The organism is Sphingomicrobium sp. XHP0239 (genome assembly GCF_039555325.1).
Classification (GTDB): Bacteria; Pseudomonadota; Alphaproteobacteria; order Sphingomonadales; family Sphingomonadaceae; genus Sphingomicrobium; species Sphingomicrobium maritimum.
In genome coordinates this window covers 564,083-588,455 of record NZ_CP154608.1, presented here as the reverse complement: position 1 = coordinate 588,455, position 24,373 = coordinate 564,083, and the positions used below count along the sequence as shown (strand labels likewise).

At 64.8% G+C, this 24,373-nt stretch carries 27 protein-coding genes; 19 read left to right on the top strand and 8 right to left on the bottom strand.

All coding sequences use genetic code 11. From position 1 onward, the window contains the following. The first annotated feature begins 14 nt into the window (after window positions 1-14). From WJT74_RS02980 to WJT74_RS02945, 8 genes are all read left to right on the top strand, one after another. Window positions 15-461, top strand: coding sequence for an A24 family peptidase (locus WJT74_RS02980; RefSeq protein WP_343348266.1), 447 nt, complete (start codon window positions 15-17; stop codon window positions 459-461). Between the two features lie 45 nt (window positions 462-506). Continuing rightward, entirely contained in the window at window positions 507-1,550 is a 1,044-nt protein-coding gene (cpaB, locus tag WJT74_RS02975) for a Flp pilus assembly protein CpaB (protein ID WP_343346687.1), read from the top strand. A gap of 1 nt (window position 1,551) precedes the next feature. Next, window positions 1,552-2,967, top strand: coding sequence for a type II and III secretion system protein family protein (locus tag WJT74_RS02970; protein WP_343346685.1), 1,416 nt, complete (start codon window positions 1,552-1,554; stop codon window positions 2,965-2,967). A 25-nt stretch (window positions 2,968-2,992) separates the two neighbouring features. Next, window positions 2,993-3,589, top strand: a complete 597-nt coding sequence (locus WJT74_RS02965; protein ID WP_343346683.1) for a CpaD family pilus assembly lipoprotein — start codon at window positions 2,993-2,995, stop codon at window positions 3,587-3,589. A 2-nt stretch (window positions 3,590-3,591) separates the two neighbouring features. Then, window positions 3,592-4,872 carry a pilus assembly protein CpaE gene (locus WJT74_RS02960; RefSeq protein WP_343346681.1) on the top strand — a complete coding sequence of 427 codons (1,281 nt, stop codon included), beginning with the start codon at window positions 3,592-3,594 and terminating at the stop codon, window positions 4,870-4,872. Window positions 4,873-4,961: 89 nt separating this feature from the next. After that, a complete protein-coding gene (locus WJT74_RS02955; RefSeq protein ID WP_343346679.1) occupies window positions 4,962-5,930 on the top strand; it encodes a type II secretion system F family protein in 969 nt (322 codons plus the stop codon). A 15-nt stretch (window positions 5,931-5,945) separates the two neighbouring features. Further along, window positions 5,946-6,935 carry a type II secretion system F family protein gene (locus WJT74_RS02950; protein WP_343346676.1) on the top strand — a complete coding sequence of 330 codons (990 nt, stop codon included), beginning with the start codon at window positions 5,946-5,948 and terminating at the stop codon, window positions 6,933-6,935. A gap of 139 nt (window positions 6,936-7,074) precedes the next feature. Continuing rightward, window positions 7,075-7,383, top strand: coding sequence for a hypothetical protein (locus tag WJT74_RS02945; RefSeq protein WP_343346673.1), 309 nt, complete (start codon window positions 7,075-7,077; stop codon window positions 7,381-7,383). Window positions 7,384-7,444: 61 nt separating this feature from the next. Here WJT74_RS02945 and glyS read toward each other — a convergent pair whose 3' ends face one another. Together glyS and WJT74_RS02935 are read right to left on the bottom strand one after the other, a co-directional pair. Further along, window positions 7,445-9,559, bottom strand: a complete 2,115-nt coding sequence (gene glyS, locus WJT74_RS02940; protein ID WP_343346670.1) for a glycine--tRNA ligase subunit beta — start codon at window positions 9,557-9,559, stop codon at window positions 7,445-7,447. Next, the gene (locus WJT74_RS02935) at window positions 9,559-10,416 is read right to left on the bottom strand and encodes a glycine--tRNA ligase subunit alpha (RefSeq protein ID WP_343346668.1); all 858 of its coding nucleotides are present in this window, start codon (window positions 10,414-10,416) and stop codon (window positions 9,559-9,561) included. The genes glyS and WJT74_RS02935 overlap by 1 nt, the downstream gene beginning before the upstream one ends. Window positions 10,417-10,633: 217 nt before the next feature. On the opposite strand from WJT74_RS02935, the gene WJT74_RS02930 reads away from it, so the two are divergent. The 6 genes from WJT74_RS02930 (at window position 10,634) to WJT74_RS02905 (ending at window position 15,758) form a co-directional block, all read left to right on the top strand. Beyond that, complete coding sequence (locus tag WJT74_RS02930; RefSeq protein WP_343346665.1) at window positions 10,634-11,572, top strand: TraB/GumN family protein; 939 nt, start codon at window positions 10,634-10,636, stop codon at window positions 11,570-11,572. A 90-nt stretch (window positions 11,573-11,662) separates the two neighbouring features. Next, the gene (locus WJT74_RS02925; RefSeq protein ID WP_343346663.1) at window positions 11,663-12,613 is read left to right on the top strand and encodes a TraB/GumN family protein; all 951 of its coding nucleotides are present in this window, start codon (window positions 11,663-11,665) and stop codon (window positions 12,611-12,613) included. 175 nt (window positions 12,614-12,788) lie between these two features. Beyond that, on the top strand, window positions 12,789-13,460 hold the full coding sequence (locus tag WJT74_RS02920) for a 50S ribosomal protein L25/general stress protein Ctc (RefSeq protein ID WP_343346661.1): 672 nt from the start codon (window positions 12,789-12,791) through the stop codon (window positions 13,458-13,460). An 88-nt stretch (window positions 13,461-13,548) separates the two neighbouring features. Next, a complete protein-coding gene (gene pth / locus WJT74_RS02915; RefSeq protein ID WP_343346659.1) occupies window positions 13,549-14,118 on the top strand; it encodes an aminoacyl-tRNA hydrolase in 570 nt (189 codons plus the stop codon). Then, entirely contained in the window at window positions 14,115-14,711 is a 597-nt protein-coding gene (locus tag WJT74_RS02910) for a TIGR02466 family protein (RefSeq protein ID WP_343346656.1), read from the top strand. The genes pth and WJT74_RS02910 overlap by 4 nt, the downstream gene beginning before the upstream one ends. Window positions 14,712-14,753: 42 nt before the next feature. After that, entirely contained in the window at window positions 14,754-15,758 is a 1,005-nt protein-coding gene (locus tag WJT74_RS02905; protein ID WP_343346653.1) for an SDR family oxidoreductase, read from the top strand. On the opposite strand, the gene WJT74_RS02900 is transcribed toward WJT74_RS02905, so the two are convergent. Further along, on the bottom strand, window positions 15,750-16,346 hold the full coding sequence (locus WJT74_RS02900; protein WP_343346651.1) for a CPBP family intramembrane glutamic endopeptidase: 597 nt from the start codon (window positions 16,344-16,346) through the stop codon (window positions 15,750-15,752). The genes WJT74_RS02905 and WJT74_RS02900 overlap by 9 nt on opposite strands. 118 nt (window positions 16,347-16,464) lie before the next feature. Here WJT74_RS02900 and ychF point away from each other — a divergent pair, with 118 nt between their 5' ends. Together ychF and WJT74_RS02890 are read left to right on the top strand one after the other, a co-directional pair. Beyond that, window positions 16,465-17,565: a redox-regulated ATPase YchF gene (gene ychF / locus WJT74_RS02895; RefSeq protein ID WP_343346648.1), complete on the top strand. Its 1,101-nt coding sequence runs from the start codon at window positions 16,465-16,467 to the stop codon at window positions 17,563-17,565. Continuing rightward, window positions 17,558-18,016 carry a MaoC family dehydratase gene (locus tag WJT74_RS02890; protein WP_343346646.1) on the top strand — a complete coding sequence of 153 codons (459 nt, stop codon included), beginning with the start codon at window positions 17,558-17,560 and terminating at the stop codon, window positions 18,014-18,016. The genes ychF and WJT74_RS02890 overlap by 8 nt, the downstream gene beginning before the upstream one ends. Here the strand turns inward: WJT74_RS02890 and WJT74_RS02885 are convergent. The 4 genes from WJT74_RS02885 to petA are packed head-to-tail and all read right to left on the bottom strand — an operon-like array spanning window position 18,013 to window position 21,490. Next, window positions 18,013-18,570, bottom strand: a complete 558-nt coding sequence (locus tag WJT74_RS02885) for an adenine phosphoribosyltransferase (protein WP_343346644.1) — start codon at window positions 18,568-18,570, stop codon at window positions 18,013-18,015. The two genes, WJT74_RS02890 and WJT74_RS02885, sit on opposite strands and share 4 nt — an antisense overlap. A 46-nt stretch (window positions 18,571-18,616) precedes the next feature. Then, window positions 18,617-19,603 carry a cytochrome c1 gene (locus WJT74_RS02880; protein ID WP_343346642.1) on the bottom strand — a complete coding sequence of 329 codons (987 nt, stop codon included), beginning with the start codon at window positions 19,601-19,603 and terminating at the stop codon, window positions 18,617-18,619. Window positions 19,604-19,631: 28 nt separating this feature from the next. Then, window positions 19,632-20,918 carry a cytochrome b gene (locus WJT74_RS02875; protein WP_343346639.1) on the bottom strand — a complete coding sequence of 429 codons (1,287 nt, stop codon included), beginning with the start codon at window positions 20,916-20,918 and terminating at the stop codon, window positions 19,632-19,634. 20 nt (window positions 20,919-20,938) lie between these two features. Beyond that, a complete protein-coding gene (petA, locus tag WJT74_RS02870) occupies window positions 20,939-21,490 on the bottom strand; it encodes a ubiquinol-cytochrome c reductase iron-sulfur subunit (protein ID WP_343348264.1) in 552 nt (183 codons plus the stop codon). A gap of 205 nt (window positions 21,491-21,695) precedes the next feature. On the opposite strand from petA, the gene hemF reads away from it, so the two are divergent. Then, window positions 21,696-22,547 carry an oxygen-dependent coproporphyrinogen oxidase gene (gene hemF, locus WJT74_RS02865; RefSeq protein WP_343346636.1) on the top strand — a complete coding sequence of 284 codons (852 nt, stop codon included), beginning with the start codon at window positions 21,696-21,698 and terminating at the stop codon, window positions 22,545-22,547. Window positions 22,548-22,553: 6 nt separating this feature from the next. Here the strand turns inward: hemF and WJT74_RS02860 are convergent, their stop codons facing one another. Further along, window positions 22,554-23,399 (bottom strand): glycerophosphoryl diester phosphodiesterase membrane domain-containing protein, encoded by an 846-nt coding sequence (locus WJT74_RS02860; RefSeq protein ID WP_343346633.1) that lies wholly within the window; start codon window positions 23,397-23,399, stop codon window positions 22,554-22,556. 84 nt (window positions 23,400-23,483) lie between these two features. On the opposite strand from WJT74_RS02860, the gene lipB reads away from it, so the two are divergent. Together lipB and WJT74_RS02850 are read left to right on the top strand one after the other, a co-directional pair. Next, a complete protein-coding gene (gene lipB, locus WJT74_RS02855) occupies window positions 23,484-24,131 on the top strand; it encodes a lipoyl(octanoyl) transferase LipB (RefSeq protein WP_343346630.1) in 648 nt (215 codons plus the stop codon). Window position 24,132: 1 nt separating this feature from the next. Beyond that, window positions 24,133-24,363 carry a hypothetical protein gene (locus tag WJT74_RS02850; protein ID WP_343346627.1) on the top strand — a complete coding sequence of 77 codons (231 nt, stop codon included), beginning with the start codon at window positions 24,133-24,135 and terminating at the stop codon, window positions 24,361-24,363. The last annotated feature ends 10 nt before the right edge of the window (window positions 24,364-24,373 follow it).

The window sequence follows — 24,373 nt, the reverse complement described above, 5'->3', positions numbered from 1 at the left end:
TTACCTTGGCGCTGATGGGCGCACTCGCCGCACTGATGGTCTATATGGCGGTGCGCGACGTGCAGACCCGCCGGATCCGCAACTGGATCGTGCTGGTCACGGCAGTGGGCGCCCTCCTGTTCTGGTGGTCGATCGGCCTTCCGTTGTGGCCCGATGCGGCGCTGCGCGTCGCTACGGCGATGGCGGTCTTCATCGTCTGCTACGTCTTGTTTCTGATGCGGTTGATGGGCGGCGGAGACGTCAAGCTCGCCACCGCCTTGGCGCTCTGGTTCCCGTGGGCGGCCATGATCCAGTTTCTCGTCATCATGTCGCTCGCCGGCGGGGTGCTCAGCCTCGTCGTCTGGGGCGACCACAAAATCCGCGGAAAAACGGAAAAAGCGGAGGTGCCGTACGGCGTCGCGATCGGGTTCGCGACACTATGGTTACTCACCCAACGCTTTCTTAACCATTTTGCCGGATAGCTATGCAGCATTGGATGGGACCCACTTGGGGAGGGCGAATTCGCCATGAACGTTAAGAAAATCATGTTGCTCGTCGGAGCACTCGTCATCGCGGTCGTCACCGCATTCATGGCCCGGTCGATGTTTACCGGTGCCACCGCTGCCGAAGCGCAGGCCGCCTCCGTGCCACAGGGACCGCGCGTCCTTGTCGCCCGCAAGGCCTTGCCCGTGGGCACCATCATCGACGCCGAGGCGCTGGCCTACCAGCCCTGGCCGGCCGAGCTGGTCGAAGGCGTCTATTATACCGAGGCCGACGAAGGCGCCGATCCGAGCGCGCTCATCGGCACCGTCGTCCGCACCGCCATCACCGCGGGTTCGCCCGTGACGCGCGGTAGCCTCGTCGGCCCGAACGATCGCGGCTTCCTGGCCGCAGCGCTCGGCCCGGGCATGCGCGCCGTGACCGTCCCGATCGACACCGCGCGCGGCGCGGCCGGCTTCATCCTGCCGGGCGATCGTGTCGACATGATCCTGACGCAGACGGTCGATGCCACCGACGAAGGCGATCCCATGGAAGCCGCCGAGACGATCATCCGCAATCTGCGCGTCCTGGCGACCGACCAGCGTATCGACTCCAAGGACGCCGAGGGCAAAACGGTCGTCACCAATTTCGGTCTCGTCACCTTTGAAGTGACCCCGCGCCTGGCCGAGAAAATCCAGGTCGCGCAGAAGCTCGGTACGCTGAGCCTCGTCCTGCGCTCGATCGCGGACAACGAGGCCGAGCTCGAGCGGGCCGTTGCCTCGGGTGTCGTCGAACTGCCGGACAATGTCACTCCCAGCGAGGAACGTCGCATCCTGCTGCAGGTCGCCAATCGTCCGATCGACACGAACGTGACGGCCACCACGGGCGGCCAGGTGTCGCGTTACGAACGCTCGGGCATGCCCCCGCGTCGTCGTGGCGGCGCTGCGGCTGCCCCGGCGGCCGCACCGGTCGCCGTCGCGGTCGCGCCGGCACCGGCCGAAGCCGCACCCGCGCCGGTCGTCCATCGTGGGCCCACCGTGCGCGTCTCGCGCGGCGCCGCCGTCACCGTCGTTCCTGTCGGGAGCAAGTAAGATGAAGAATATCGCTTCGATCACTCGCGTCGGGCTTGCCGCCCTCGCATTCGCCTCGGCGCCGATGGCGCTGGCCGGCACCGCCGCGGCGCAATCGACCCAGGTCGAGCCGACCGAGACGCTGACGTTGAGCCAGGGCTCGGGACGCCTCGTCCGCCTGCCCGGCACCATCGACGACATCTTCCTGTCGAACCCGGGCATCGCCGACGTGCAGATCCGCTCGAACCGCGAACTCTACCTGTTCGGGCTCGGCGCCGGAACGACCGACATCTATGCCACCAATGCCCGCGACGAGGTCGTCTGGGCGGCCAAGGTCCAAGTCGGCACCAACTTCGGATCGGTCGGCGAACTGTTGCGCCTCGCCATGCCGGAATCGGACATCCGCGCGACGACCATGAACGATCTCGTTCTGCTCACCGGAACCGTCGCCTCCCCGGAAGACGCGATCGAGGCGGAGCGCCTCGTCTCCGCCTACACCGGCGGTGGACAGGTCGTCAGTCGCCTTCGCGCCGCCACCCCCCAGCAGGTCAATCTGCGGGTACGGATCGCCGAGGTGAATCGGTCGGCGCTGAAGTCGATTGGGGTCAACCTCCTCGGCGACAACTTTGGCGCGGGCGGATTCGAATTCGGCATTTCGCAAGGCACCGCCATTGACGACGACGGAACGGTCTTCCGCAACCCCGTCGGAACGACCCTGGCGGCGGCGGGCGAATTGTTCGGCCTCGACATCACCGGCGCGCTCGATCTTGCCGAGACCGACGGCCTCGCAACGACGCTTGCCGAACCCAATCTGACGGCGTTGTCGGGCGAAACCGCCAGCTTCCTCGCGGGCGGCGAGTTTCCGATCCCGGTCAGCCAGGCCATCGGCGCCGTATCGATCGAGTATCGCAGCTACGGCGTGCAGTTGAGCTTCACCCCGATCGTTCTGGCCGATGGTCGCATCTCGATGCGCGTCGCCCCGGAAGTCTCCGAACTGTCGAACGACGGAGCGATCTCGCTGAACGGTTACACGGTCCCCTCGATCACGACGCGGCGGGCGGAAACGACGGTCGAACTGGGTTCGGGCCAGAGCTTCATGATCGGCGGACTGCTGCGGCAGAACGCGCAGAACACGATCAACAAGACGCCGTTCCTCGGCGATCTGCCGATCCTCGGCGCGCTGTTCCGCTCGACCAGCTTCCGCAAGAACGAAACCGAGCTCGTCATCATCGTGACGCCCTATCTCGTCAATCCGGTGTCGGGCCAGCTGCCCACCCCGGTCGATGGATATCGCCACCCCAACGTCTTCGAACACCAGCTCGAGGGCAAGACCTACACCGGCGTGTCAGGCCCGGCCGGAGTCACCCCGACGGCCCGCATCGGCAATGCGCCCCGGCCTGCCGCCTCGGTTCCGGTCCAGCCTGGCTTCAGCCTTTAACGCGTCCCCGCAAAAGGAAATCACGATGACGAAACATCTTCTTCTCATCACTGCCGCGGTCGGCCTCTCCGGGTGCGCGAATTATGTCTACGACGGGCGCTCGGATCGCTCCGGTCTCGGCGCCGTCAACGTGCCGGTGGTCAGCCAAACCAGCTTCGCGATGGACGTCGCGGCGCCGGGAGGCGTCCTGCCTTCCACCGAAACCGCCCGCCTCAAGGGCTGGTTCGAATCCATGGGCCTTCAATACGGCGATCTCGTCTATGTCGACGGCAATCCGTCCGCACGCAGCGGCGTCGCCGCGGTGGCTGGCGAATATGGGCTCCTGCTCGCCGACGGCGCGCCGGTGACCGAGGGCAACATCGCCCCCGGCTCCGCCCGTGTCGTGGTCGTCCGCTCGGTCGCCAGCGTCCCGAGCTGCCCGAACTGGCGGGAAGATGCCTTCAACAATCCGCAGAACGTTGCGCTTCCGGGCTACGGCTGCGGGGTCAACGGGAACCTCGCGGCGATGATCGCGAACCCCAACGACCTCGTCTACGGCCGCGAAGGAAACGGCCTCGTCGATACGCGTCGGGCCCAGAGCGTCATCCAGACCTACCGCGATAGTGGTGCAGGAGGAGAATAACCATGAACGCACCTTTCCAGGCCCGCGCCGGCCTTCGCGAACCGTTCACCGCTTTCGTGTGTGACGAGGAAACTGCGGACATGCTCCGCCCCGTTGCGGTCGAACATGGCTGGAGCCCCGACAAGGTCAACAAGGGCGGATTGCGCAACGCGGTCCAGTCGCTGTCGGTCTCGGCCAGCCCCAATGTCCTCTTCGTGGATCTCAGCGAAAGCGCCGATCCGCTCAACGACATCAACTCGCTCGCCGAGGTCTGCGAGCCGGGGACGATCGTCATCGCGGCCGGCCAGGTCAACGACGTGCGCCTTTATCGCGACCTCGTCGCCAGCGGCATCCACGACTATCTGCTGAAGCCCTTCACGGTCGATCAGCTGCGCGAAACCTTTGCGCAGGCGCAGTCGATCCTGTCGGGTCCGCGCGGCGAAACGCAGGCCGAAAAGCCCCACGTCATGACCGCCGTCATCGGCGTTCGCGGCGGGGTCGGTGCCTCCACCATCGCGACCAGCCTCGCCTGGATGCTGGGCGAGAAGGCCAACCGTTCGACCGCGCTGCTCGATCTCGACATCCATTTCGGGACCGGCGCGCTGGCGCTCGACCTCGAGCCGGGCCGCGGCCTGACCGACGCGATCGAGAACCCCAGCCGTATCGACGGCCTGTTCATCGAACGCGCGATGGTCCGCGCCAACGAGAAGCTCTCGGTCCTGTCGGCCGAAGCGCCGATCAGCCAGCCCATGATCACCGACGGCACCGCCTTCTTCCAGCTTCAGGAAGAAATGAAGAACGCGTTCGAATCGACCGTCATCGACACGCCGCGCCATATGCTGATCCAGTATCCCCACATGGTGCACGACGCGCATGTCGCCGTCGTCGTGAGCGAACTGACGTTGGCCGCGACCCGCGACACGATCCGCCTGCTCGCCTGGCTTAAGTCCAACGCGCCGCAGACCAAGGTCATCGTCGTCGCCAACGCCGTGCCCTCGGGCGGTGCGCTGGAGATCGGGCGCAAGGATTTCGAACAGTCGATCGAACGCGACGTCGACCTGATCTTCCCCGACGATCCCAAGTCGGCGGCACAGGCCGCCAAGCTGGGCAAACCGCTCGCGGAAGTCGCGACCGGCAAGCTTTCGCAGCCCTTCGCCAACCTGTCGAACATGGTGCTGAGCCATGCGAGCGAGGATGGTGCGGACGCCGTGAGTGCCGCCGAGGGCACCAAGAAGTCGGTGATGACCAGCCTCAAGGGCATGCTCTCCTCGACGCCCAAGGAACCCAAGGCGCAAGCCGCCTGATCGAGCGATGGATCGGCACGGGCCGTCACGACACGTCCCGCGCCGGTCCGCCGCCCGCTTTGACTACTGATTGAAGGAAGAGACGCGCCATGTTGCCTTTCCTGCTTGCATTCGGCCTCCTGTTGACGCTCGGAATGGCCGTGATCGCCTTCCAGGGCCCCTCGCCGCGCAAGCATCTCAAGCGGCGTGTCGTAGCCCTGCGCGAACGCCATGCCGCCGGCGGTGCGTTGCAGGCGAGTGCCAACAAGCAGATCCGCAAGCTCATGGAGCGCAACAACCGCGCCGAAAGCCTTGCCGCCCGGCTGATGCCGCGGCCCGCGCTCATTCAGGCGCGACTCGATCGCACGGGCAAGAAGATTACGCTCGGGCGCTATGCGCTCATCTGTTTCGCGATCGCCTTCGTCATTGCGGCGCTTCTCACCCTGCGCGGCGCCCCGGCGGCGCTGGGCGTCCTGTTCGGCCTGGCAGTCGGTCTGGGACTGCCGCATTTCATTGTCGGCAAGCTGATCACGCGGCGTCTCAACGCCTTCAACTCCAACTTTCCCGACGCCATCGAACTGATGGTGCGCGGTCTGCGATCGGGCCTGCCGATCACGGAAACGCTGGGGATCGTGTCGAGCGAGATCCGCGGACCCGTGGCGATCGAGTTCAAGCAGGTCTCGGACGACATGAAGATCGGCAAGACGATGGAGGCGGCTCTCGCGCGGGCGGCCGACCGAATTAACACGGCCGAAATACAGTTCTTCTGCATCACGCTCGCGATCCAGCGCGAAACCGGGGGCAACCTCGCCGAAACGCTGTCCAACCTCGCCGACGTGCTGCGCAAGCGCGCTCAGATGAAACTGAAAATCCGCGCGATGAGCTCGGAATCCAAGGCCTCGGCCTGGATCGTCGGCTCGCTGCCGTTCATCGTCTTCGCGCTGATCATGGTGATCAACCCGCCTTACATGCTGGGTTTCTTCGAAGACGAGCGCCTCATCATCGCCGGGATCGGCGGGCTCATCTGGATGTCGCTCGGCGTCTTCATCATGAGCCGCATGGTCAACTTCGAGATCTAGGAGAGAGACGGACCAATGGAAGCACAGGGCCCCACCCTCCTCGGCATCGACGTCCTGATGGTCGCGACCTTCCTGTCGGCGGTCGCAGTCTTCGCCGTACTCGTCGCTATCTACGCGGCCGGTACCGCGAAGGACCCGATGGCCAAGCGCGTGAAGGCGTTGAACGCGCGCCGCGAACAGCTGAAAGCCGGGATCGTCGCGTCGACCAACAAGCGCAAGAGCCTGCGCCACAAAAACAAGTCGGCGGATTTCCTTCGCGATCTCCTCGGCAGCTTCAAGATGCTGCAGGCCGACCAGGTCGAGAAAGCGCAGCTCAAGCTTGGGCAGGCCGGGATCCGCAAGAAGGACCTTGCCTATTTCATCATCTTCGCCCGCTTCGTGATGCCGGTCGTCGTCGGCATCGCCGCGGTGGTCCTGATCTACGTCGTGGATATCAAGCCCGACTGGGGCGCGCTCAAGAAGTATGCCGCGGTCGCGGGTGCCACGTTCGGCGCCTACAAGGCCCCCGACCTGTGGCTTGAGAACAAGGTCAAGAAGCGCGCCGCGCTGATCCAGAAGGGTCTGCCCGATGCGCTGGATCTGCTCGTCATCTGCGCCGAGGCGGGCCTGACCGTCGACGCCGCCTTCGGCCGGGTCAGCAAGGAACTGGGCAAGGCCTATCCCGAACTCGGTGACGAATTCGGCCTGACCGCCATCGAACTCGGTTTCCTGGCTGAACGCCGCATCGCGTTCGAAAACCTCGCCAATCGCGTCGATCTCGAAGCCGTGCGCGGGGTGGTGACAACCATGATCCAGACCGAAAAATACGGTACGCCGCTCGCTTCGGCGCTTCGCGTCCTGTCCGCCGAGTTCCGCAACGAGCGCATGATGCGCGCGGAGGAAAAGGCCGCTCGTCTGCCCGCGATCATGACCGTTCCGCTCATCCTGTTCATTCTGCCGACCCTGTTCGTGGTCATCCTGGGTCCGGCGGCCTGTTCGATCTCCGACAACTTCATCAACGGATAGTCGGCACAGATCGTCACGCGCTTCCCTGGTGGGGGGAAGAGATCGCCGTCGTTCCCGTCAGGGGGCGGCGGCGATTTGCTTGAGAGGGAACCGCTCGGCGGCTCGGCCTGTTTCATCAGCGAAACAAGGGGATATTTTCATGCTCGACTTTACGCAGGACCAGTGGATCTCGATCGGCCTCATCTTCCTGATGGGCGTGATCATCGGCGCCTTTCTGATGGCGGGCGGTGGCCGCAAGTGGAAGGAACGCTATCGCGCCGAAAAAGCGCACCGTGAACGGATCGAGGCAGACTACAAGGCAGCGGAGACCAGCTGGCGCGACCAGGACAGCCGCCGTGCGGCCGCCCTCCGCGACACCGACCGCACAACAGTCCGCGACCGTGATACGGATGGCGACGGCGTTCCGGATCGCGCCGATCGGGCGCCGACCAAGCCGGGCGACGCGTAGGTCTCGACCTCACTAGATTTTGCCGTGGCGATCGACACGATCGCGACGGCGGTCCGGAGCGCTAGCCCTCGATTTTCGAGAAGTCCGCCACCTGGCCGACGAGGGTCCGGAATCGCGCCAGCAGACCGAGCCGGCGCGCTTTCGTCGCATCGTCGTCGGCGACCACCATCACTTCCTCGAAGAAAGCGTCGATGGGACCGCGTAGGGATGCGAGCGCCCGCATCGCATCGGTGAAATCCTCATCGTTGAGAGCCTGGCGCACCATCGGGCCCGAGGTCACGAGCGCATCCGCGAGAGCCTTTTCCTCGCCCTGCAACTCTTCATGGTCCCACGCCGCGACCGCCCGATCGAACGCATCGCTTTCCCCGACCAGCGCGAGCGGGTCTTCCTCGCCCGTCTGCTCGACCGTTCCGGGAAGTTCACCCGCACCCTCGAAACCTTGCTGCTTGAGAATGTTCGATGCCCGCTTGTAGGCGGCGAGCAGATCGGTGCCCGCGTCGGTCTCGATGAACTCCTGAAGCGCCCGTACCCGCGCCAGTAACCGCACCAGATCATCCTCGCCCCCAAGCGAGAAGACCGCATCGATCAGATCGTGCCGAACCCCCGCCTCGCGCTGCTGCACCTTGAGCCGGTCAGCGAAGAAATCGAGCAGGTCGTCGCCATCGAGGTCGGACTCCGGAATGGCGCTTGCTGCCTGCTCGAACACGCGGCCGAGCGGCAGCCGAAGATCATTGTCGGTCAGGATCGCGATGATGTGCAGCGTCGCACGGCGAAGCGCGAACGGGTCTTTCGATCCCGTCGGTTTCTGTCCCTTGGCGAAGAAGGCGACGAGCGTGTCGATCCGATCCGCGAGACCGACGACCTGCGCCATCGGCCCAGGAGGATCGTCGCGATACTGATAGGCGATGGCTTCGGCCTGCTCGGGCGTCATGGCCTTGGCAAGATAGCCTCCGATCGTGCCCTGCAATTCGGGAAATTCGCCCACCGTGCCGCTGGTCAGATCTGCCTTCGCCAGTTGCCCCGCCTCACGTGCCTGATCGGCATCGACGCCCTCGACGAACTGCGCGATGTATCCCGACAGCGCGCCGATCCGCTCCGCCTTCTCGGCATAGCTGCCCAGGCCCTCGAAAAAGACGCTGCGATTGAGGTCGCGCGACAGGTCGGCAAGGCTGACCTTGAGATCGTTCTCCCAAAAGAAGCGCGCATCGCTCAATCGCGCTGCCAGCACCCGCTGGTTGCCCGCCACGACCGCATCGGGATCGCTGCTTTCGATATTCGCTGTGCAGATGAACCCGGGGGCAAGCCGCCCCTCGCTGGTCCGCATCACGAAATACTTCTGGTCGGTGCGCGCGGTCAGTTGGATGACCTCTTCGGGCACGTCGAGAAAATTGTCGTCGAACGTACCGAGCAGCGGCACCGGCCATTCGGTCAGTCCCGCATTCTCGATCACCAGACCCTCGTCCTCGATCAGCGTGTAGCCAACTGCGTCGGCCGCCTTCTTCGCGCCGTCGCGGACGATCGCCTCCCGCTCCTCATGGTTCACCAGCACGTGGCAGGCGCGCAGCTTCTCGACATAATCGTCCGCGCCGCCGAAGGTGATTTCGCCCGGATGATGGAAGCGATGACCGAGGCTCGCTGCCCCGCACGCGACGCCATCGATGTCGACCGGCACCACCTCGCCGCCCAGCAACGCCACGATCCGGTGCAGCGGGCGGACCCAGCGTAGGCTCTCGTTCGAACTCGATGCCGGGCCCCAACGCATCGACTTGGGCCAGGGAAACTCGCGAACGATCTGCGCGATCGCGGGGCCGAGGATATCGGCACTCGACTGCCCCGGCCTGTCGACGACCGCGAAATAGGTGTCGCGGCCCTTCACGTCGCGCACCTCAAGATCGTCCTTCGACAGCCCGACCTTGCGCAGAAACCCTTCGATCGCCTGGTCGGGCGCGCTCGTCGGCGGGCCCTTCGTTTCCTCGCGCACGGCTTCGGTACGGTCCGGCAGACCCCGCGCGATCAGTGCCAGTCGCCGCGGCGTCGAATAGGTCTCGATCCCGCTCGCACTCAGTCCGGCCTCGGCGAGCCGTTCGCCGAACAGCCGTTCCAGATCCTCGCGGGCCTTCGCCTGCATCCGCGCCGGAATTTCCTCCGACAATAGTTCGAGCAGGAAGTTCGCCATCACGCCGTCTCCATCTCGCGCTCCAGCCAGGCCGCGCATGCGCCCTTCGCCAGATCACGAACGCGGCCGATGTAGGCCTGCCGTTCGGCCACCGAGATCACGCCCCGCGCCTGCAGCGAATTGAAGATGTGGCTCGCCTTGATCGCCTGTTCGTAGGCAGCCAGCGGCACGTCGTTCGACAAAGCATTCTCCGCTTCGCCCGCGGCCTTCTTGAAAGCGTCGAACAGCATCTCGGTATCGGCAACCTCGAAGTGGTATTTGCTCATCTGACGCTCGTTCTCGAGGAACACGTCGCGATAGGTCGTGCCGGCATCGTTAAACTTGAGATCGAAAACGTTGTCGACGCCCTGAATGTACATCGCCAGCCGCTCCAGCCCGTAGGTCAGTTCGCCGGCCACCGGCTTGCAATCGAACCCGCCGACCTGCTGGAAATAAGTAAACTGGGTGACTTCCATCCCGTCGCACCACACTTCCCAGCCAAGACCCCAGGCGCCCAGCGTCGGGCTTTCCCAATCGTCCTCGACGAAGCGGATGTCGTGTTTCAGCGGATTGATTCCGATTTCGCGCAACGAGCCCAGATATAGGTCCTGGAGATCCGCAGGGCTCGGCTTCAACATCACCTGATACTGATAATAGTGACCCAGACGGTTTGGATTTTCGCCATAGCGCCCGTCGGTCGGACGGCGGCAGGGCTGGACGTAGGCAGCCTTCCACGGTTTCGGCCCCAGTGCGCGCAGCGTCGTCGCAGGGTGAAACGTCCCCGCCCCCATTTCCATGTCATAGGGTTGGAGGATGGCGCACCCCTGGCCGCCCCAATAGGCGTGAAGCGTCAGGATCAGATCTTGAAAGCTCAGCATGGGTGCGGGCTTTGCGCGAGGTGCGCCGCAGCGTCAAGCAAGCCCGAACGACCATCCAGCGATCCACGGATGCGATCCGCGGGGTACCTTTGTGCCCGCTGCGACACAGTGTACCACTATCGTCCATGTTCGACTTGCAATCGCGGCGTGGCATGTCTTTGTTCGCGCCCGATGAAGCGAAATTCAACGCACTGAAACCGCAAGGGAAAAAATGATCATGATCAAGAAGACCGTCCTTCTCGCCGCGACGGCGCTCGGCCTGTCCGCCTGCGCCACCTATGACGACGGCATGGCCGTCGCCACCGCCCCGACGATGGGCAATACCGCGCCCGAAGGGACGATCGACCCCGCCGTCTGGCGCGTCGCGGACGAGGACACGACCGTCTACATGCTCGGCACCTTCCACCTTCTTCCCGAGGGCTACCAGTGGCGCACGGACACGATCGACGCCGCGCTCGCGGAAAGCGACGAAGTCTATTTCGAGATCGCAGACGACCTGTCGAATCCTGCCGCGCTGCAGCCGCTGATCACCGAACTGGCGATCGATCCGTCGCAGCCCACGCTCGCGGCTCGCATCGGCGAGGAGTACGCCACGCGCGTCGCGACGATGGTCGAACCGCTTGGCATCCCTGCCCAGGCGCTCAACGTGATGGACACCTGGTTCGTCGGCCTGACCCTGTCCAACGCCATCGCGATGAAGGCGGGCATGACCGGCGAAAGCGGGGTCGAGATGACGCTGCGCACCATCGTCGAGGAGCGCGGCCTTCCCATCAAGGGTCTAGAAACCGCGCGCGAACAGCTCAGCTATCTCGATACCATGTCGGCCGAGGCGCAGCGCGAATTCATCCTCGAGGGCCTCGAAGACACCAGCGACGAGGAAATCCTCGAAATGTTCTCCAGCATGCAGGACAGCTGGGCCCGCGGTGACGAGCAGGCCATCGGCGACGTCTTCAACGAGGGCATGGAGATCGGCGGCGAAGTGCGCAGCGCCCTGTTGACGCGGCGCAACACCGACTGGACCGGCGACATCATCCAGCGAATGGGCCAGCCAGGCACCGTGTTCGTAGCGGTCGGGGCGGGTCACCTCGTCGGCGACGACAGCGTGGTCGCCATGCTTCGCCAGCGCGGTTACACCGTGACGCGCATCGACGACTGATCGGTCGAAACCAGTTGACCCTGACGGGGGCGGGCGTGCCAAGGTGCGCCCGCCCCTTCTTTTTGCGGCTGATGCCGAGGAGACCCCACCGTGAAATGTCCTGCCCTGCTCGCCGCGCTTGCCAGTTTCGGCCTTGGTGCCTGCACGGCTACCAACGGCCTCGACGAATATGACAGCAGCCGCGCGGTCTCGATCGACGCCCCCCGCTCCGCCGCCGCCCGCGCCGAGGCGGTCGACCCGGCGCTGTGGCAGGTCGCCGACGGCGACACGACGATCTACATCCTCGGCACCTTCGCGATGTTGCCGGAGGAATATGAATGGCGCACCCGCACCATCGACGCCGCCATCGCTGCCAGCGACACGCTGGTTCTCGAAACCCGCTCGGATCCCGAAGGACAACGGGCGCTCGGCGAGCGCATGGCCGCCATCGGGCTGGACCGAAACCTTCCGCCGCTTCTCCAGCGCGTCGATCCGGCGCTGCGCCCTACGCTCTCCACGCTCGCCGCCCGCACCGGTGTGACGATGCAGACCTATGACGTCATGGAAAACTGGGCTGCCGCGATCACGCTGATGGGCGCCCACTCCCGCACCCTCGGCTTGACCGAGTTGGCGGGCACCGACCCCGATCTTCGCGCGGCGTTCGCAGAGGCAGGCAAGCCGATCGACTATCTTGCCACCAACGACGACCAGCTCGCGCTCTACGACGGCCTTTCGGTCGAGGCGCAGCGCGCGCTTCTCGAAAGCGCCATTTTGACCAACGACGAACTCAAGGCCGACTTCGGCGACAGGCTCGCCGCCTGGACACGCGGCGACCTCGCTGCCATCGACGGCAGCTTCAACCGCTATCTCGAACCCGACAGCGCCCTTCGCGAGGCTGTGCTGACCCTCCGCAATACCGCTTGGGTTCAATGGATCCGCGCTCGACTTGCGACACCCGGCGCGGTCTTCCTTGCCGTGCCGGCCAATCATCTCGTCGGCGAGGACAGCCTTCTGACGATGCTGGAGCGAAATGGTCTCGCCGTGTCCCGCCTCGATGAATAATCGCGCTCGGGCCGAATCGTCTGCAGAGGTTCGTCTGTAGCGCAGCCTGTCGGGATCGCGCCGAGGCCGTTTCGCTTGCACGCGCCGTGCTTCCCCCCTATAGCGCGCCGGTCGCCGTTCTGGTCATCCCTGGAGGCGGGACGGCACGAGAGAAAAACCAAAAGGAAACAACCATATGAGCGATCAGCTGACGCTGCCCGCCGAGCTGCGCGAACGGGCTGGCAAGGGAGCCTCCCGTGAACTGCGCCGCGAGGGCCGGGTCCCCGCCGTCGTCTACGGCGGCAAATCGGAACCCCTCGGCATCCATGTCGAGGAAAAGCAATTGGTGAAGATGCTCCAGACGGGTCACTTCATGAATTCGGTCGTCCGGGTCGAGGTCGACGGTGACAAGCACCGCACCCTCCCCAAGGATGTCCAGTTCCATCCGGTCACGAGCCGCCCGATCCACGTCGATTTCTTCCGCCTCGTGAAGGGCGCACAGATCGAGGTGAAGATCCCGGTCCGCTTCGTCGACGAGGAAAAGTCGCCGGGCAAGAAGGAAGGCGGCGTGCTCAACGTCGTGCGTCACGAGCTCGAACTGGTCGTCGATGCCGGCGACATTCCCGACGAGATCGTCGTGTCGATCGACGGCATGGAGATCGGCGATGCCATCCACATCAGCGAAGTCACGCTGCCCGAGGGCGCCAAGCCAACGGTCGATCGCGACTACACCGTGCTGACGATGGTCGCTCCCCGTGTCCTCAAGGCTGCCGATGACGAGGACGAGGAAGAAGTCGTCGATCCGGGCGAAGTCCCCGCAACCGAGCAGAGCGACGACGCCGAAGGTGGCGAAGAAGGCGGCGAATAAGCCTCTTCCCGCTTTCAGTCGCGAAGATCGAACCGCCGCTCCGCCCAACGGGCTGGGCGGCGGTTTCGTTTTTGGGTAGGACGCGGCCATGCAAATCTGGGCGGGGCTCGGCAATCCGGGCGAGAAATATCAGCTGCACCGGCACAACGTCGGCTTCATGGCCCTCGACGTCATCTCCGAGGAACATGGTTTCGGCCCCGAAAAGTCGCAGTTCAGGGGACGGATCCGCGAAGGTCGCATCGGCAACGCCAAGGTCCTGCTCCTCAAGCCGCAGACTTTCATGAACGAAAGCGGCCAGTCGGTCCGTGCCGCGCTCGACTTCTACAAGCTCGACGAACAGGCGCTCACCGTCTTTCATGACGAACTCGACCTTGCGCCGATGAAGGTGAAGGTGCGCGACGGCGGCGGTCTCGCCGGACACAACGGGCTTCGCAGCATCAACGCCCACCTCGGACCCGATTTTCGTCGCGTTCGCATCGGTATTGGCCACCCCGGGCGCAAGGACCGGGTCACCGGCCACGTTCTCGGCAATTACGCGAAAGCCGAGATGGACGATCTCGCCCATATGCTCGGAGCGATGGCGGCCGAAGCGCATTGGCTCGCCAAGGGAGACGGTCCGCGGTTCATGAACGACGTGGCGCTAAGGCAGGGCGCATGAGCAACACGCGCCTCCTTTTCGCCACTCCGCTTCACCGAAGCGAGATGCTCGACCGCGAGCGGCTCGAAGAACTGGCCGAAACGATCCGCTACCTCGCAGAAGAAGACGAGGCCGGACAGGCATGGGCGGAGGAGAAGGGATATCGGGGCTACACCAGCTACGCCTCGCTCGACGATCTCGTCACCCGCGATCCCGTGATCGGCGATCTGAAACCCCTTCTCACTCGCCGCGCCCGCGCTTTCGCGAAGGAACTGGGCTGGGACTACAAACCCACGCTCGACCATCTGTGGGTCAATCTCATGGAAGCTGGCGCGCATCATACGTCGCACCTTCACCCGCACAGCGTTCTTTCGGGAACGCTTTATGTCGAAGTCCCTCCCGGGGCCGGCGCCATCCGGTTCGAGGATCCGCGCCATACCATGATGATGGCCGCTCCGATCCGACGCGACGACGCCCCCGACCATCTGCAGCCGTTCATCACGGTCGAACCGCAACCCGGCACTCTTCTCCTCTGGGAGAGTTTCCTCCGGCACGAGGTCCTGTCCCACCCCGGCCCCGGCGAACGGCTGTCGATCAGCTTCAACTTCGCCTGAGGTCCGTGTAGACTGTGGCTCCCATTCCGTAGGAGCCCCGCCATGTCCCTCACTCGCCGCACCCTTCTCGCCACCGGCACCGCCATCGGCGCCGCCGCGAGCGTCGGAGCACGATTTCAGGACGCCGAACTGCGGACGATGGAGACTCCCAGCCTTGCGGGCAAAAGGATCCTCATCACCGGCACCTCGTCCGGCTTCGGTCGCGCGATGGCCGAACATTTCGCCCGCAAAGGCGCCCGGGTCTATGCGACGATGCGCAACACGCCCCGACCCGAAGGCGCGGAACTGAAAGCGCTCGCCGAGGTCGAGGGTCTCGACCTCCACGTCCTGCGGCTCGACGTCCGCGAGCCGGCAGAAATCGCCGACGCCGTCGTGGCGGTCGAGGCCGATGGCGGTCTCGACGTCCTCGTCAACAATGCCGGGATCGGCATCACCGGCCCCATCGAAGTGCATGACGAGACCGCCATGCGCGATGCATTCGACACCAACGTCTTCGGTTATCAGCGCGTGACCAATGCTTTCCTTCCGATGATGCGCGCGGCGGGTTCGGGTGCGCTCTTCTTCATCTCCTCGCAGCTCGGCCGCGTGATCGTGCCCGCTTCTGGGCTCTACAGCCCCTGCAAGTTCGCGGTCGAGGCGATGGCGGAGCAATATGGCTACGAGCTTCACACCCATGGCATCACTTCCACGATCATCCAGCCCGGCGGCTATCCGACGGAGATCTGGGTCAATCGCAACCGCTATACCAATGCGTTGAAGGACCGCGCCGAACCCATCCACAAGGCCGGCTATCCCGATATCGTCGATGCCATGGGCAACGAGGACGGATCGGGCCGCAGTGCCGAGGTGCTCGACGTCGCCCGTGCCATCGGTGCCGTCGTCGCGATGCCCGCTTCCGAGCGGCCGCTGCGCGTGCCCGTCCATCCCGGCGGCAAACCGCAGACCGAGATCAATTTGGTCAGCGCCAAGACGCAGGTGGGATGGATCGGACAAAGCCCGCGTTGGGGAGACGCGGTACAGGCGGTGCAGAAGAACGACCTAGGCTGACGCCTCGGCATCCTCCTCGACGACTCGCTTGAGCTTGGCGAGCGCCAGCACGTCGTAGAAACCGTGCGCGATGACTACGGCGAGGAGGCTTCCGGTCACGACGTACAAGAGGCCCAGTAGGCAGCCGATCACGAAGGCATATGCGACATAGGCGAGGCTGTAGGGATGCAACAGCGCAAACAGGACCGATGGCAACGCCACCGCCGCGATGATCGGCCAGTCCTGCGCCAGCCAGCCCTGCAGCGCGCCGCGAAAGAGAATTTCCTCGCCGATCCCCGCCGCCGTTCCGAGCAAGAGGATCGCGGGCCACGTCAGCGGCAACCCGCTCTCGGCGTAGATCTTGCGCACCAGAGCATCCAGGTCGCGCCAAACCGCGGGCAACAGCGATCTCGACAGGAGGATCGCGCCATATAGTCCCACCGCCGCAGCCAGTCCCATCGCCACTGCGTCGACACTCGGCGCGAGATCCTGCGTCAGCGACAGCCCCTGCCGACCGGCCCACCACCATCCGGCGCCCGCGAAAGCCATCTGATTGATAAGGACGGTCGCCCAGGTCGCGCCGCTGCTGCTTCTGGTCCGATCTCCCATGCTTCCCCCCTATCCCCGCGACCGGCGCTTGTCGAAGGACCGTCCTTTCTCTACGTCGGCGGCTGCAAGGAAGAGCGGTCCTTCGACTTCGCTCGCGACAGACGGAAAAGACGACATCATGGGTTTCAAATGCGGCATCGTCGGACTGCCCAACGTGGGCAAATCGACCCTCTTCAACGCACTGACCGAAACACAGGCGGCGCAAGCCGCAAACTATCCCTTCTGCACGATCGAGCCCAACGTCGGCCAGGTCGCGGTTCCGGACGCGCGCCTCGATCGCATCGCCGAGATCGCCAAGTCGGCGAAGGTCGTGCCGACCCAGCTTGCCTTTGTGGACATCGCGGGTCTCGTGAAAGGCGCGTCCAAGGGCGAGGGCCTCGGCAACCAGTTTCTCGCCAACATCCGCGAGGTCGACGCCATCGTCCACGTGTTGCGCTGTTTCGAGGACGACGACATCCAGCACGTCTCCAACCACGTCGATCCGATCGCCGATGCCGAAGTGGTCGAGACCGAACTCCTCCTCGCCGACATGGAAAGCCTCGAGAAACGCGTCCCCAACGCGCAGAAGCGCGCCACCGGCGGTGACAAGGAAGCGAAGATCACGGCGGCCGTTCTCGGCAAGGCGCTCGATCTCCTGCGCGAAGGCAAGCCCGCGCGTCTCACCGACATCAACGACGAGGAAGAGGCCAAGCAGTTCGCACAGGCGCAGCTTCTGACCGCAAAGCCCGTCCTCTACGTCTGTAACGTGAACGAGGAGGATGCCGCCACCGGCAACGATTTCTCCAAGCGTGTCTTCGAGAAAGCCGAAGCCGAAGGTGCGGAGGCCGTGATCGTCTCCGCCGCGATTGAGGCCGACATGGTCGGGATGGAGCGCGAGGAACGACTGGAGTTCCTCGGCGAGATGGGCCTCGAAGAAACCGGCCTCAACCGGATCATCCGCGCGGGCTACGAGCTTCTCAATCTCCACACCTTTTTCACCGCCGGCCCCAAGGAAGCACGCGCCTGGACAGTGTTCCGCGGTGCGCGCGCGCCGCAGGCGGCCGGCGAGATCCACACCGACTTCGAACGCGGCTTCATTCGCGCCGAAACCATCGCCTTCGATGACTATGTGTCGCTGGGCGGCGAAAGCGCGGCGCGCGACGCCGGCAAGCTGCGCCAGGAAGGCAAGGACTATGTGGTCTCGGACGGCGACGTGATGCTGTTCAAGTTCAATGTCTGACGATCGCGTCTTCTGGGAGGACATCGACGTCGGTCGTATCGATCGTTTCGGCGCCTACAAGGTCACCCGCGAGGAAGTGATCGATTTCGCGAGCGCCTACGATCCCCAGCCTTTCCACCTCGACGACGCGGCTGCCGAAGCGAGCCTATTCGGTAAACTCTCGGCCTCCGGCTGGCACACGGGTGCCATGGCGATGCGCATGCTGGTCGACAGGATGGCACCGCAGAAGATCGCCAGCCTCGGCTCGCCCGGCATCGACGACCTCAAATGGCTCACGCCCGTCTACCCCGGCGACACGCTTCGGCTCGAGACCGAGGTGCTCGAAAAGCGCCCGATGAACTCGCGCTCCGACGTCGGGCTGCACAAGACCCGCACGAGCGTTTTCAATCAGGACGATGTCGAAGTCATGCGCTTTACCAGCAACGTGATGACGCGCCGCCGCCCGGCCTAGTCGCCGGCGAACTCCATCAGGCTCCACGTCTCGACTCCGCGCTCGCGGAGCCGGGCGCTTCCACCCAGATCGGGCAGGTCGATCAGGAAACGTGCGCCCACCAGTTCGGCCCCGGCCCGCTCCACCAGGGTCGCAGCCGCACCGGCAGTCCCGCCCGTCGCGATCAGATCGTCGACCAGCAGGACGCGGGCGCCGGGAGCGCAGGCGTCGACATGCATCGCCAACCGGTCCTCGCCATATTCGAGCGAATAGGCCTCGGCAATCGTCTCGCCCGGCAGCTTGCCGTCCTTTCGGATGAGCAGCAGCCCCGCGTCCATCGCTTGCGCGACCGCGCCGCCGATCGCGAACCCGCGCGCGTCGATCGCGGCGACCAGGTCGATCGGACCCGCGACGCTCGCCACCAACCGTTCGATGCTGGCCTTCAATCCGGCGGGATCGAGCAACAACGTCGTGAGGTCGCGAAACTGCACGCCGGGCTTCGGAAAGTCGGCGATGGTCCGAACCATCGCGCGAAGATCGGCATTGCGGTCGGGGGATCGGTCGAGGTCGCCCATTACCGGGACGCCCCCGACGGGATCATCCGCGAAAGCCGCGAAATCCTCAGCCCTTCACCCCACGGCCCTTCTCGGCCGCCTCGGCCTTGGCCTCTTCGCGCTCGGCCATGTTCTCGGGATCGAGCGGACCCTTGGCGACGACCTTGCGCTTCGCCTCGGCCCAGATCTGGCGATAGCTGAGATAGGCGAACACGGTCGCGAAGGCGAGGAAGATGAGCACCGCGGTCCCGGCGTTCTTGCGCGTATCGGCCCGCGGTTCGGCGGCCCATGCAAGGAAGGCGGTCACGTCCTTCGCCATCTGCTCGACGGTCGGTTCGGGCGCACCCTCGGGATAGCTTACCTGCCCGTCGGTCGTGATCGGCGGGGGCATCGCGATATTGAGGTTCTTGAAATAGGGGTTGTGATACAGGCCCGGACCCGGCGCTGCGTCGGGGAACCGTTCCGCCAGCTCGGCTGCCGGCTCTTCATAGCCCTGATAGGGCTCCTGATAGCCCGTCAGCAGCGAGTAGATGTAGGGGGCCCCACCACTACGCGCCTTCACGATCAGGCTCATGTCGGGCGGATAGGCGTTGTTGTTCGCGAGCCGCGCCGCGGTCTCGTTCTCGAACGGCATCGGGAAGGTGTCGGTCGGCAGTGCGGGGCGGGTCGTGGCCTCGCCGGTGTCGGCATCGATGGTCGGCACTTCGACCGCCCAGTTGGCGGCGAACGCCTTCACTTCCTCGGCGCTGTACCCGATTTCCTCGAGATTGCGGAACGCAACATACTGCATGCCGTGGCACGAGGCGCAGACGTTCTGATAGACGGCCAGACCGCGCTGCAGCTGGGCGTCGTCATAGCGCCCGAACGGCCCGTCGAACGAGAAGGACACGTCCTTGGGATATTTGTGCAGCGCATGCTCGGCCGATTCCTCGGGCTCGGCGCTGAAATAGGTCGCGAGATCGCCGATCATCGCAAACAGCAGGACGATGATGACGCCCACGCCCGCGAAGAAAGCGAAGCCGCGGATACCAATGAACTTGATCAGCTGACCCATAAAATCGTCTCTTGTCCCCGTGTCGTCGTCAGGCCCGCGCGAGCCCGTAGGGCGCACTTTCCTCGTCCTCGCCGTGCAGCGCCGATTTCGAGATCGAATTGGGAAGCGGAATCGGCTTCTCGAACTTCGAGATCAGCGGCAGGATGATGAGGAAGTGCGCGAAATAATACATGGTGGCGACCTGCATGATCGCGACCGTGAGCGGCGTCACCTCTGCGCCGCCGGCCCAGCCGAGCAGCAACACGTCGAGGATCAGAAGGCCGAAGAACACCTTGAACAGCGGGCGATAGTGACCCGATCGCACCGGCGAACGGTCCAGCCACGGCAGCAGGAACAGGATGAGGATCGCCGCGAACATGGCGACCACGCCCCACAGCTTCGCCGGCAGGATGAAGTCCGCGGTGAACGCCTTGAGGATCCCGTAGAAGGGCAGGAAGTACCATTCGGGCACGATGTGCGCGGGCGTCGCCAGCGGATCGGCCTCGATGTAGTTGTCGGCATGACCCAGCGCGTTCGGCAGGAAGAAGGTGACCGCGACGTAGACCATCAGAAAGGCCAGCACGAACCAGCCGTCCTTGGCGGTGTAGAAGGGGTGGAAGGGCAACGTGTCCTTCTCGGTCTTCACGTCCACGCCGGTCGGGTTCGACGAGCCCGGGATGTGCAACGCCCAGGTCTTGAGGATCACCGTGCCCGCGATCACGAACGGCAGGAGGTAATGAAGGCTGAAGAAACGAGTCAGCGTCGGCTGGTCGGGCACGTATCCACCGAGCAGCCACACGCGGATCGGTTCGCCGATGAAGGGGAAGGCCGAGAAGAAGCCCGTGATGACCTGTGCGCCCCAATAGCTCATCTGCCCCCAGGGGAGGACATAGCCCATGAACGCGGTCGCCATCATCAGAAGATAGACGACGAGCCCCAGCATCCACACGAGTTCGCGCGGCGCCTTGTACGAGCCGTAGAACAGCCCGCGGAAGATATGGATGTAGACGACGATGAAGAAGAAGCTCGCCCCGTTGGCGTGGGCGTAGCGCAGGAACCAGCCCGCGTTGACGTCGCGCATGATGTGCTCGACCGAGCCGAACGCCGTGCCGACCTGGCTGTTGTACCACATCGCCAGGACGATGCCGGTGACGATCTGGATCATCAGGAACACGCCGGCCAGAACACCGAAGTTCCAGGCATAGTTGAGGTTGCGCGGCACCGGATAGCCGCCCCCGACCGCGCCGTAGATCATGCGCGGCAGCGGCAGGCGCTGGTCCACCCAGTGGCCCAGCTGCGTCTTGGGTTCGTAAGGCTTTGCCCAGGCGAAACTCATGGGGTGCTTCCTCTTGTCCTCTACCCGATGCGGATCAGGTCGTCGGTGACGAATTCGAATTCGGGCACGACCAGGTTGGTCGGCGCGGGTCCTTTGCGAATGCGGCCCGCCGTGTCGTAGTGCGACCCGTGGCAGGGGCAGAAATAACCGCCGAACTCGCCCTTGTTCTCGCCCTCGCCGACGCCCAGCGGCACGCACCCGAGATGGGTGCAGACACCCAGCGTGACAAGGAAGTTGCGATGCCCTTCCTGCGTGCGCTCGTCGAGCGTCTGCGCATCGCGAAGGCTGCTGACGTTGACCGAATTGGCCTCGGCAATCTCTTCCTGCGTCAGGTTGCGGATGAACACCGGCTGCTTGCGCCAGCTGGTCTTGATCGCCTGCCCCGGCTGGATCTGGCTGACGTCGATCTCGGTCGAGGCCAGCGCGCGCACGTCGGCGTCGGGACTCATCTGGTTGATGAGGGGCAGCACCACGGCGGCGACCCCCACCCCGCCGAAGCTCAGCGCGGCGATATCGAGGAAGTCGCGACGACGGACGCCATCGGTCGGCGTCGCTTCGTCTTCCTTCAGCATGGGGTCCGGCTGCTCAGGTTGTGCGGTCGTGGCCATCGAAAATCCCGTAGGTCTCTTGTGCATCAGGGGCGGATCGCCGGCATGGCGCCACCCCTTCGGTTGGGCGCCTGATAGCCGCGCTTCGCCCCGTTTGCCAAGGCATGATTTCGGTCAGGGGGACGAAGCGGCCTTGCGCGTCCGCCCGTCCTCACTAAACCCCCTCCCCATGCAAGCCCTAGACCCCCAGCAACAGGCAGCACGCGACTGGTTCGAAGCGCTGCGCACCCGCATCTGCACCGCGTTCGAAGCGATCGAGCAGGAGGCCGGATCCGACGCGCGTTTCGACTATATTGCGTGGGACCGCGAGGACGCCGCGGGCGAGGATGGCGGCGGCGGCGTGCGTGGGGTGATGAAGGGCAAGGTTTTCGAAAAAGTCGGGGTCAACGTCTCCACGGTCTACGGCACCTTCAGCGAGGAATTCGCCAAATCGATTCCCGGAACCGAGGAGGATCCTTCCTTCTTCGCCACCGGGATCAGCCTCGTCGCCCATATGGCCAATCCTCATGTCCCGGCCGTGCACATGAACACCCGGATGATCACGACGTCGAAGCGCTGGTTCGGCGGCGGCGCCGACCTCAATCCGGCGCTGATCTATGACGACGACACGGAAGCGTTCCACGCCCGCCTGCGCGCAGCCTGCGCCGCGCACGATCCGACCTATTACGAGAAGTTCAGCAAATGGGCGGACGACTATTTCTATCTGCCCCATCGACAGCGGCATCGCGGGGTCGGCGGGATCTTCTACGACCGGCTGGACGCGGAAGGCGACCTGTTCGAACCGCATTTCGCCTTCACACGCGATGTGGGCGAGGCGTTCCTCGACGTCTTCCCGAGGATCGTGCGCAAACGCATGGACAGCGACTTCACCGACGAGGACATGGCCGCGCTGCTGGACTTCCGCGGACGCTACGTTGAATTCAATCTTCTCTACGACCGCGGCACCTTGTTCGGCCTCAAGACCGGCGGCAACACCGATGCCATCCTGATGAGCCTCCCCCCGCTCGCGCGGTGGGAATAGACATCCTCAGTCCGCGGCCCGTAATTCTTCCGCATCGGGATCGGCAGGCTTGCCCGCCAGCTGGAGATAGAGTCGCGCGAGAATCGTTGAATAGACGATGGTGATCACTGCCGCCGCCAGCCCGCTGATCAGTCCCATGACCAGCGCAGCGGGGGTGAGCGGATCGGGATCGCCGAGCAGGAGTTTGACCAGCAGCCCCCCGACCAGCGTCGTTCCGAGGATGAAGACGATGGCCCCGATCCCGAACAGAATCAGAAATCCGAGCAGCCGCCAGAAATGGCCCGACGTCAGCCGCCAAGTCCGCCGAAGGATCCCGAAGATGCCCTCGTTCTCCGCCGCAATGACCGGGGTCATCATCATGAACCGTACCCCCACGAACAGCAGAATTGGTAAAATGGCCAGTACCGCGAAGACGCCGAGCGCGGAGACTTCCGGCATCGCCTCGGGATCGGACAGATCGGGCAGCGATCCGGCAAATCCGATCAGCATGAGGCCGAAGACGATAGCCATCACGACGATCAGCAGCACGAAACTCGCTCCGATCGTCGGCAGCAGACGCCGCAGCCCGCGCATCAGGCCGTCCGCCACGCTCGCGCCTTTCGTCAGCGCGAGCGTGGCGATGGCGATCGACCCGACGACATTGACCAGCGCCAGCAGCAGGTTGAGCCCCAAGAGCAGGAACGACGAGCCTTCGGCCCCGTCCACCGTCTCGCCGCTATCGGGCGCGACCAGTGTCAGAATGGCTTGCGGCAGGACCACCGTGGCAAGCGCGATGATGAACATCAGCCGCCCGTCGCGGGCGATGATCGGACGCGCGTCGTCCCATGCCTTGCTGATCGACAATCCCGCCATGCTTCGCTCCCCTTCGTTCGATCGAGCAACCTAACGTTCCGCGCGCTCTTGCCAAGCGCGAAGCGTCATCGCACATCGCGCCCCATGCAGCCCGAATGGCACGTCTCCGATACGCCGGTCTCCTACGCGGATGCGCTCGCCGATATGACGGCGCGCGCCGCCGCGATCCGCGAGACCGGGGCGCACGAGCGAGCCTGGCTACTCGAACATCCCCCATTATTTACTGCCGGCACCAGTGCGGATCCGGCGGAGCTGACCAACCCGGACGGTTTTCCCGTCTTCGATGCGGGCCGCGGCGGGCGCTACACCTATCATGGTCCCGGACAGCGGGTCGGTTACCTCAATCTCGATCTCGCACGGCGCGGCAAGGACATCCGCCGCTTCGTCCACGCCCTGGAAGGCTGGATGATCGACGCGCTCGGCACGCTCGACGTGACGGCCCGCCGCGAGCCCGGACGCATCGGCATCTGGACCGGGTCGGGCGCGGAAGAAGCCAAGATCGGCGCCATCGGCGTGCGGGTGAAGCGGTGGGTTACGCTGCACGGCTTCTCGATCAACGTCGCGCCCGACCTCTCCCACTTCGGCGGCATCGTGCCCTGCGGGATTGCGGACTATGGCGTTACCAGCCTCGAAAAACTCGGCACCGGCGCCACCATGTCCGATCTCGACACCGCGCTCGAAAAGCATTTCCCCCAATTCCTCTCCGCGCTAGGCGAGAGCCAAGGAGACTGACATGCGCATCATTTTCGCTCTGCCCCTGCTGGCGCTCGCCGCCTGCGGTGGCGACACGGCCGAGGAAACCGTCCCCACCGAGGGCCAGCCCGAAGCTACCGAACTCGAAACCCCCGCCCCGCGCGACATCACCGCGATCGACGCCGCGACCGATTATGACGGGGGCCTCGCCGACGAAGACGTGCCGGGCATCGATTCGACCAGCGAGGAAAGCGAAGAGAGCGCGGAATAGGCGCCGCCTT

What these genes read in the sequence shown, in the direction of transcription:
- WJT74_RS02980 (WP_343348266.1), top strand. Translation starts at nt 15, where the DNA reads ATGGGCGCACTCGCCGCACTGATGGTCTATATGGCGGTGCGCGACGTG.
- cpaB (WP_343346687.1), top strand. Translation starts at nt 507, where the DNA reads ATGAACGTTAAGAAAATCATGTTGCTCGTCGGAGCACTCGTCATCGCG.
- WJT74_RS02970 (WP_343346685.1), top strand. Translation starts at nt 1,552, where the DNA reads ATGAAGAATATCGCTTCGATCACTCGCGTCGGGCTTGCCGCCCTCGCA.
- WJT74_RS02965 (WP_343346683.1), top strand. Translation starts at nt 2,993, where the DNA reads ATGACGAAACATCTTCTTCTCATCACTGCCGCGGTCGGCCTCTCCGGG.
- WJT74_RS02960 (WP_343346681.1), top strand. Translation starts at nt 3,592, where the DNA reads ATGAACGCACCTTTCCAGGCCCGCGCCGGCCTTCGCGAACCGTTCACC.
- WJT74_RS02955 (WP_343346679.1), top strand. Translation starts at nt 4,962, where the DNA reads ATGTTGCCTTTCCTGCTTGCATTCGGCCTCCTGTTGACGCTCGGAATG.
- WJT74_RS02950 (WP_343346676.1), top strand. Translation starts at nt 5,946, where the DNA reads ATGGAAGCACAGGGCCCCACCCTCCTCGGCATCGACGTCCTGATGGTC.
- WJT74_RS02945 (WP_343346673.1), top strand. Translation starts at nt 7,075, where the DNA reads ATGCTCGACTTTACGCAGGACCAGTGGATCTCGATCGGCCTCATCTTC.
- glyS (WP_343346670.1), bottom strand. Translation starts at nt 9,559, where the DNA reads ATGGCGAACTTCCTGCTCGAACTATTGTCGGAGGAAATTCCGGCGCGG.
- WJT74_RS02935 (WP_343346668.1), bottom strand. Translation starts at nt 10,416, where the DNA reads ATGCTGAGCTTTCAAGATCTGATCCTGACGCTTCACGCCTATTGGGGC.
- WJT74_RS02930 (WP_343346665.1), top strand. Translation starts at nt 10,634, where the DNA reads ATGATCAAGAAGACCGTCCTTCTCGCCGCGACGGCGCTCGGCCTGTCC.
- WJT74_RS02920 (WP_343346661.1), top strand. Translation starts at nt 12,789, where the DNA reads ATGAGCGATCAGCTGACGCTGCCCGCCGAGCTGCGCGAACGGGCTGGC.
- pth (WP_343346659.1), top strand. Translation starts at nt 13,549, where the DNA reads ATGCAAATCTGGGCGGGGCTCGGCAATCCGGGCGAGAAATATCAGCTG.
- WJT74_RS02910 (WP_343346656.1), top strand. Translation starts at nt 14,115, where the DNA reads ATGAGCAACACGCGCCTCCTTTTCGCCACTCCGCTTCACCGAAGCGAG.
- WJT74_RS02905 (WP_343346653.1), top strand. Translation starts at nt 14,754, where the DNA reads ATGTCCCTCACTCGCCGCACCCTTCTCGCCACCGGCACCGCCATCGGC.
- WJT74_RS02900 (WP_343346651.1), bottom strand. Translation starts at nt 16,346, where the DNA reads ATGGGAGATCGGACCAGAAGCAGCAGCGGCGCGACCTGGGCGACCGTC.
- ychF (WP_343346648.1), top strand. Translation starts at nt 16,465, where the DNA reads ATGGGTTTCAAATGCGGCATCGTCGGACTGCCCAACGTGGGCAAATCG.
- WJT74_RS02890 (WP_343346646.1), top strand. Translation starts at nt 17,558, where the DNA reads ATGTCTGACGATCGCGTCTTCTGGGAGGACATCGACGTCGGTCGTATC.
- WJT74_RS02885 (WP_343346644.1), bottom strand. Translation starts at nt 18,570, where the DNA reads ATGGGCGACCTCGACCGATCCCCCGACCGCAATGCCGATCTTCGCGCG.
- WJT74_RS02880 (WP_343346642.1), bottom strand. Translation starts at nt 19,603, where the DNA reads ATGGGTCAGCTGATCAAGTTCATTGGTATCCGCGGCTTCGCTTTCTTC.
- WJT74_RS02875 (WP_343346639.1), bottom strand. Translation starts at nt 20,918, where the DNA reads ATGAGTTTCGCCTGGGCAAAGCCTTACGAACCCAAGACGCAGCTGGGC.
- petA (WP_343348264.1), bottom strand. Translation starts at nt 21,490, where the DNA reads ATGCTGAAGGAAGACGAAGCGACGCCGACCGATGGCGTCCGTCGTCGC.
- hemF (WP_343346636.1), top strand. Translation starts at nt 21,696, where the DNA reads ATGCAAGCCCTAGACCCCCAGCAACAGGCAGCACGCGACTGGTTCGAA.
- WJT74_RS02860 (WP_343346633.1), bottom strand. Translation starts at nt 23,399, where the DNA reads ATGGCGGGATTGTCGATCAGCAAGGCATGGGACGACGCGCGTCCGATC.
- lipB (WP_343346630.1), top strand. Translation starts at nt 23,484, where the DNA reads ATGCAGCCCGAATGGCACGTCTCCGATACGCCGGTCTCCTACGCGGAT.
- WJT74_RS02850 (WP_343346627.1), top strand. Translation starts at nt 24,133, where the DNA reads ATGCGCATCATTTTCGCTCTGCCCCTGCTGGCGCTCGCCGCCTGCGGT.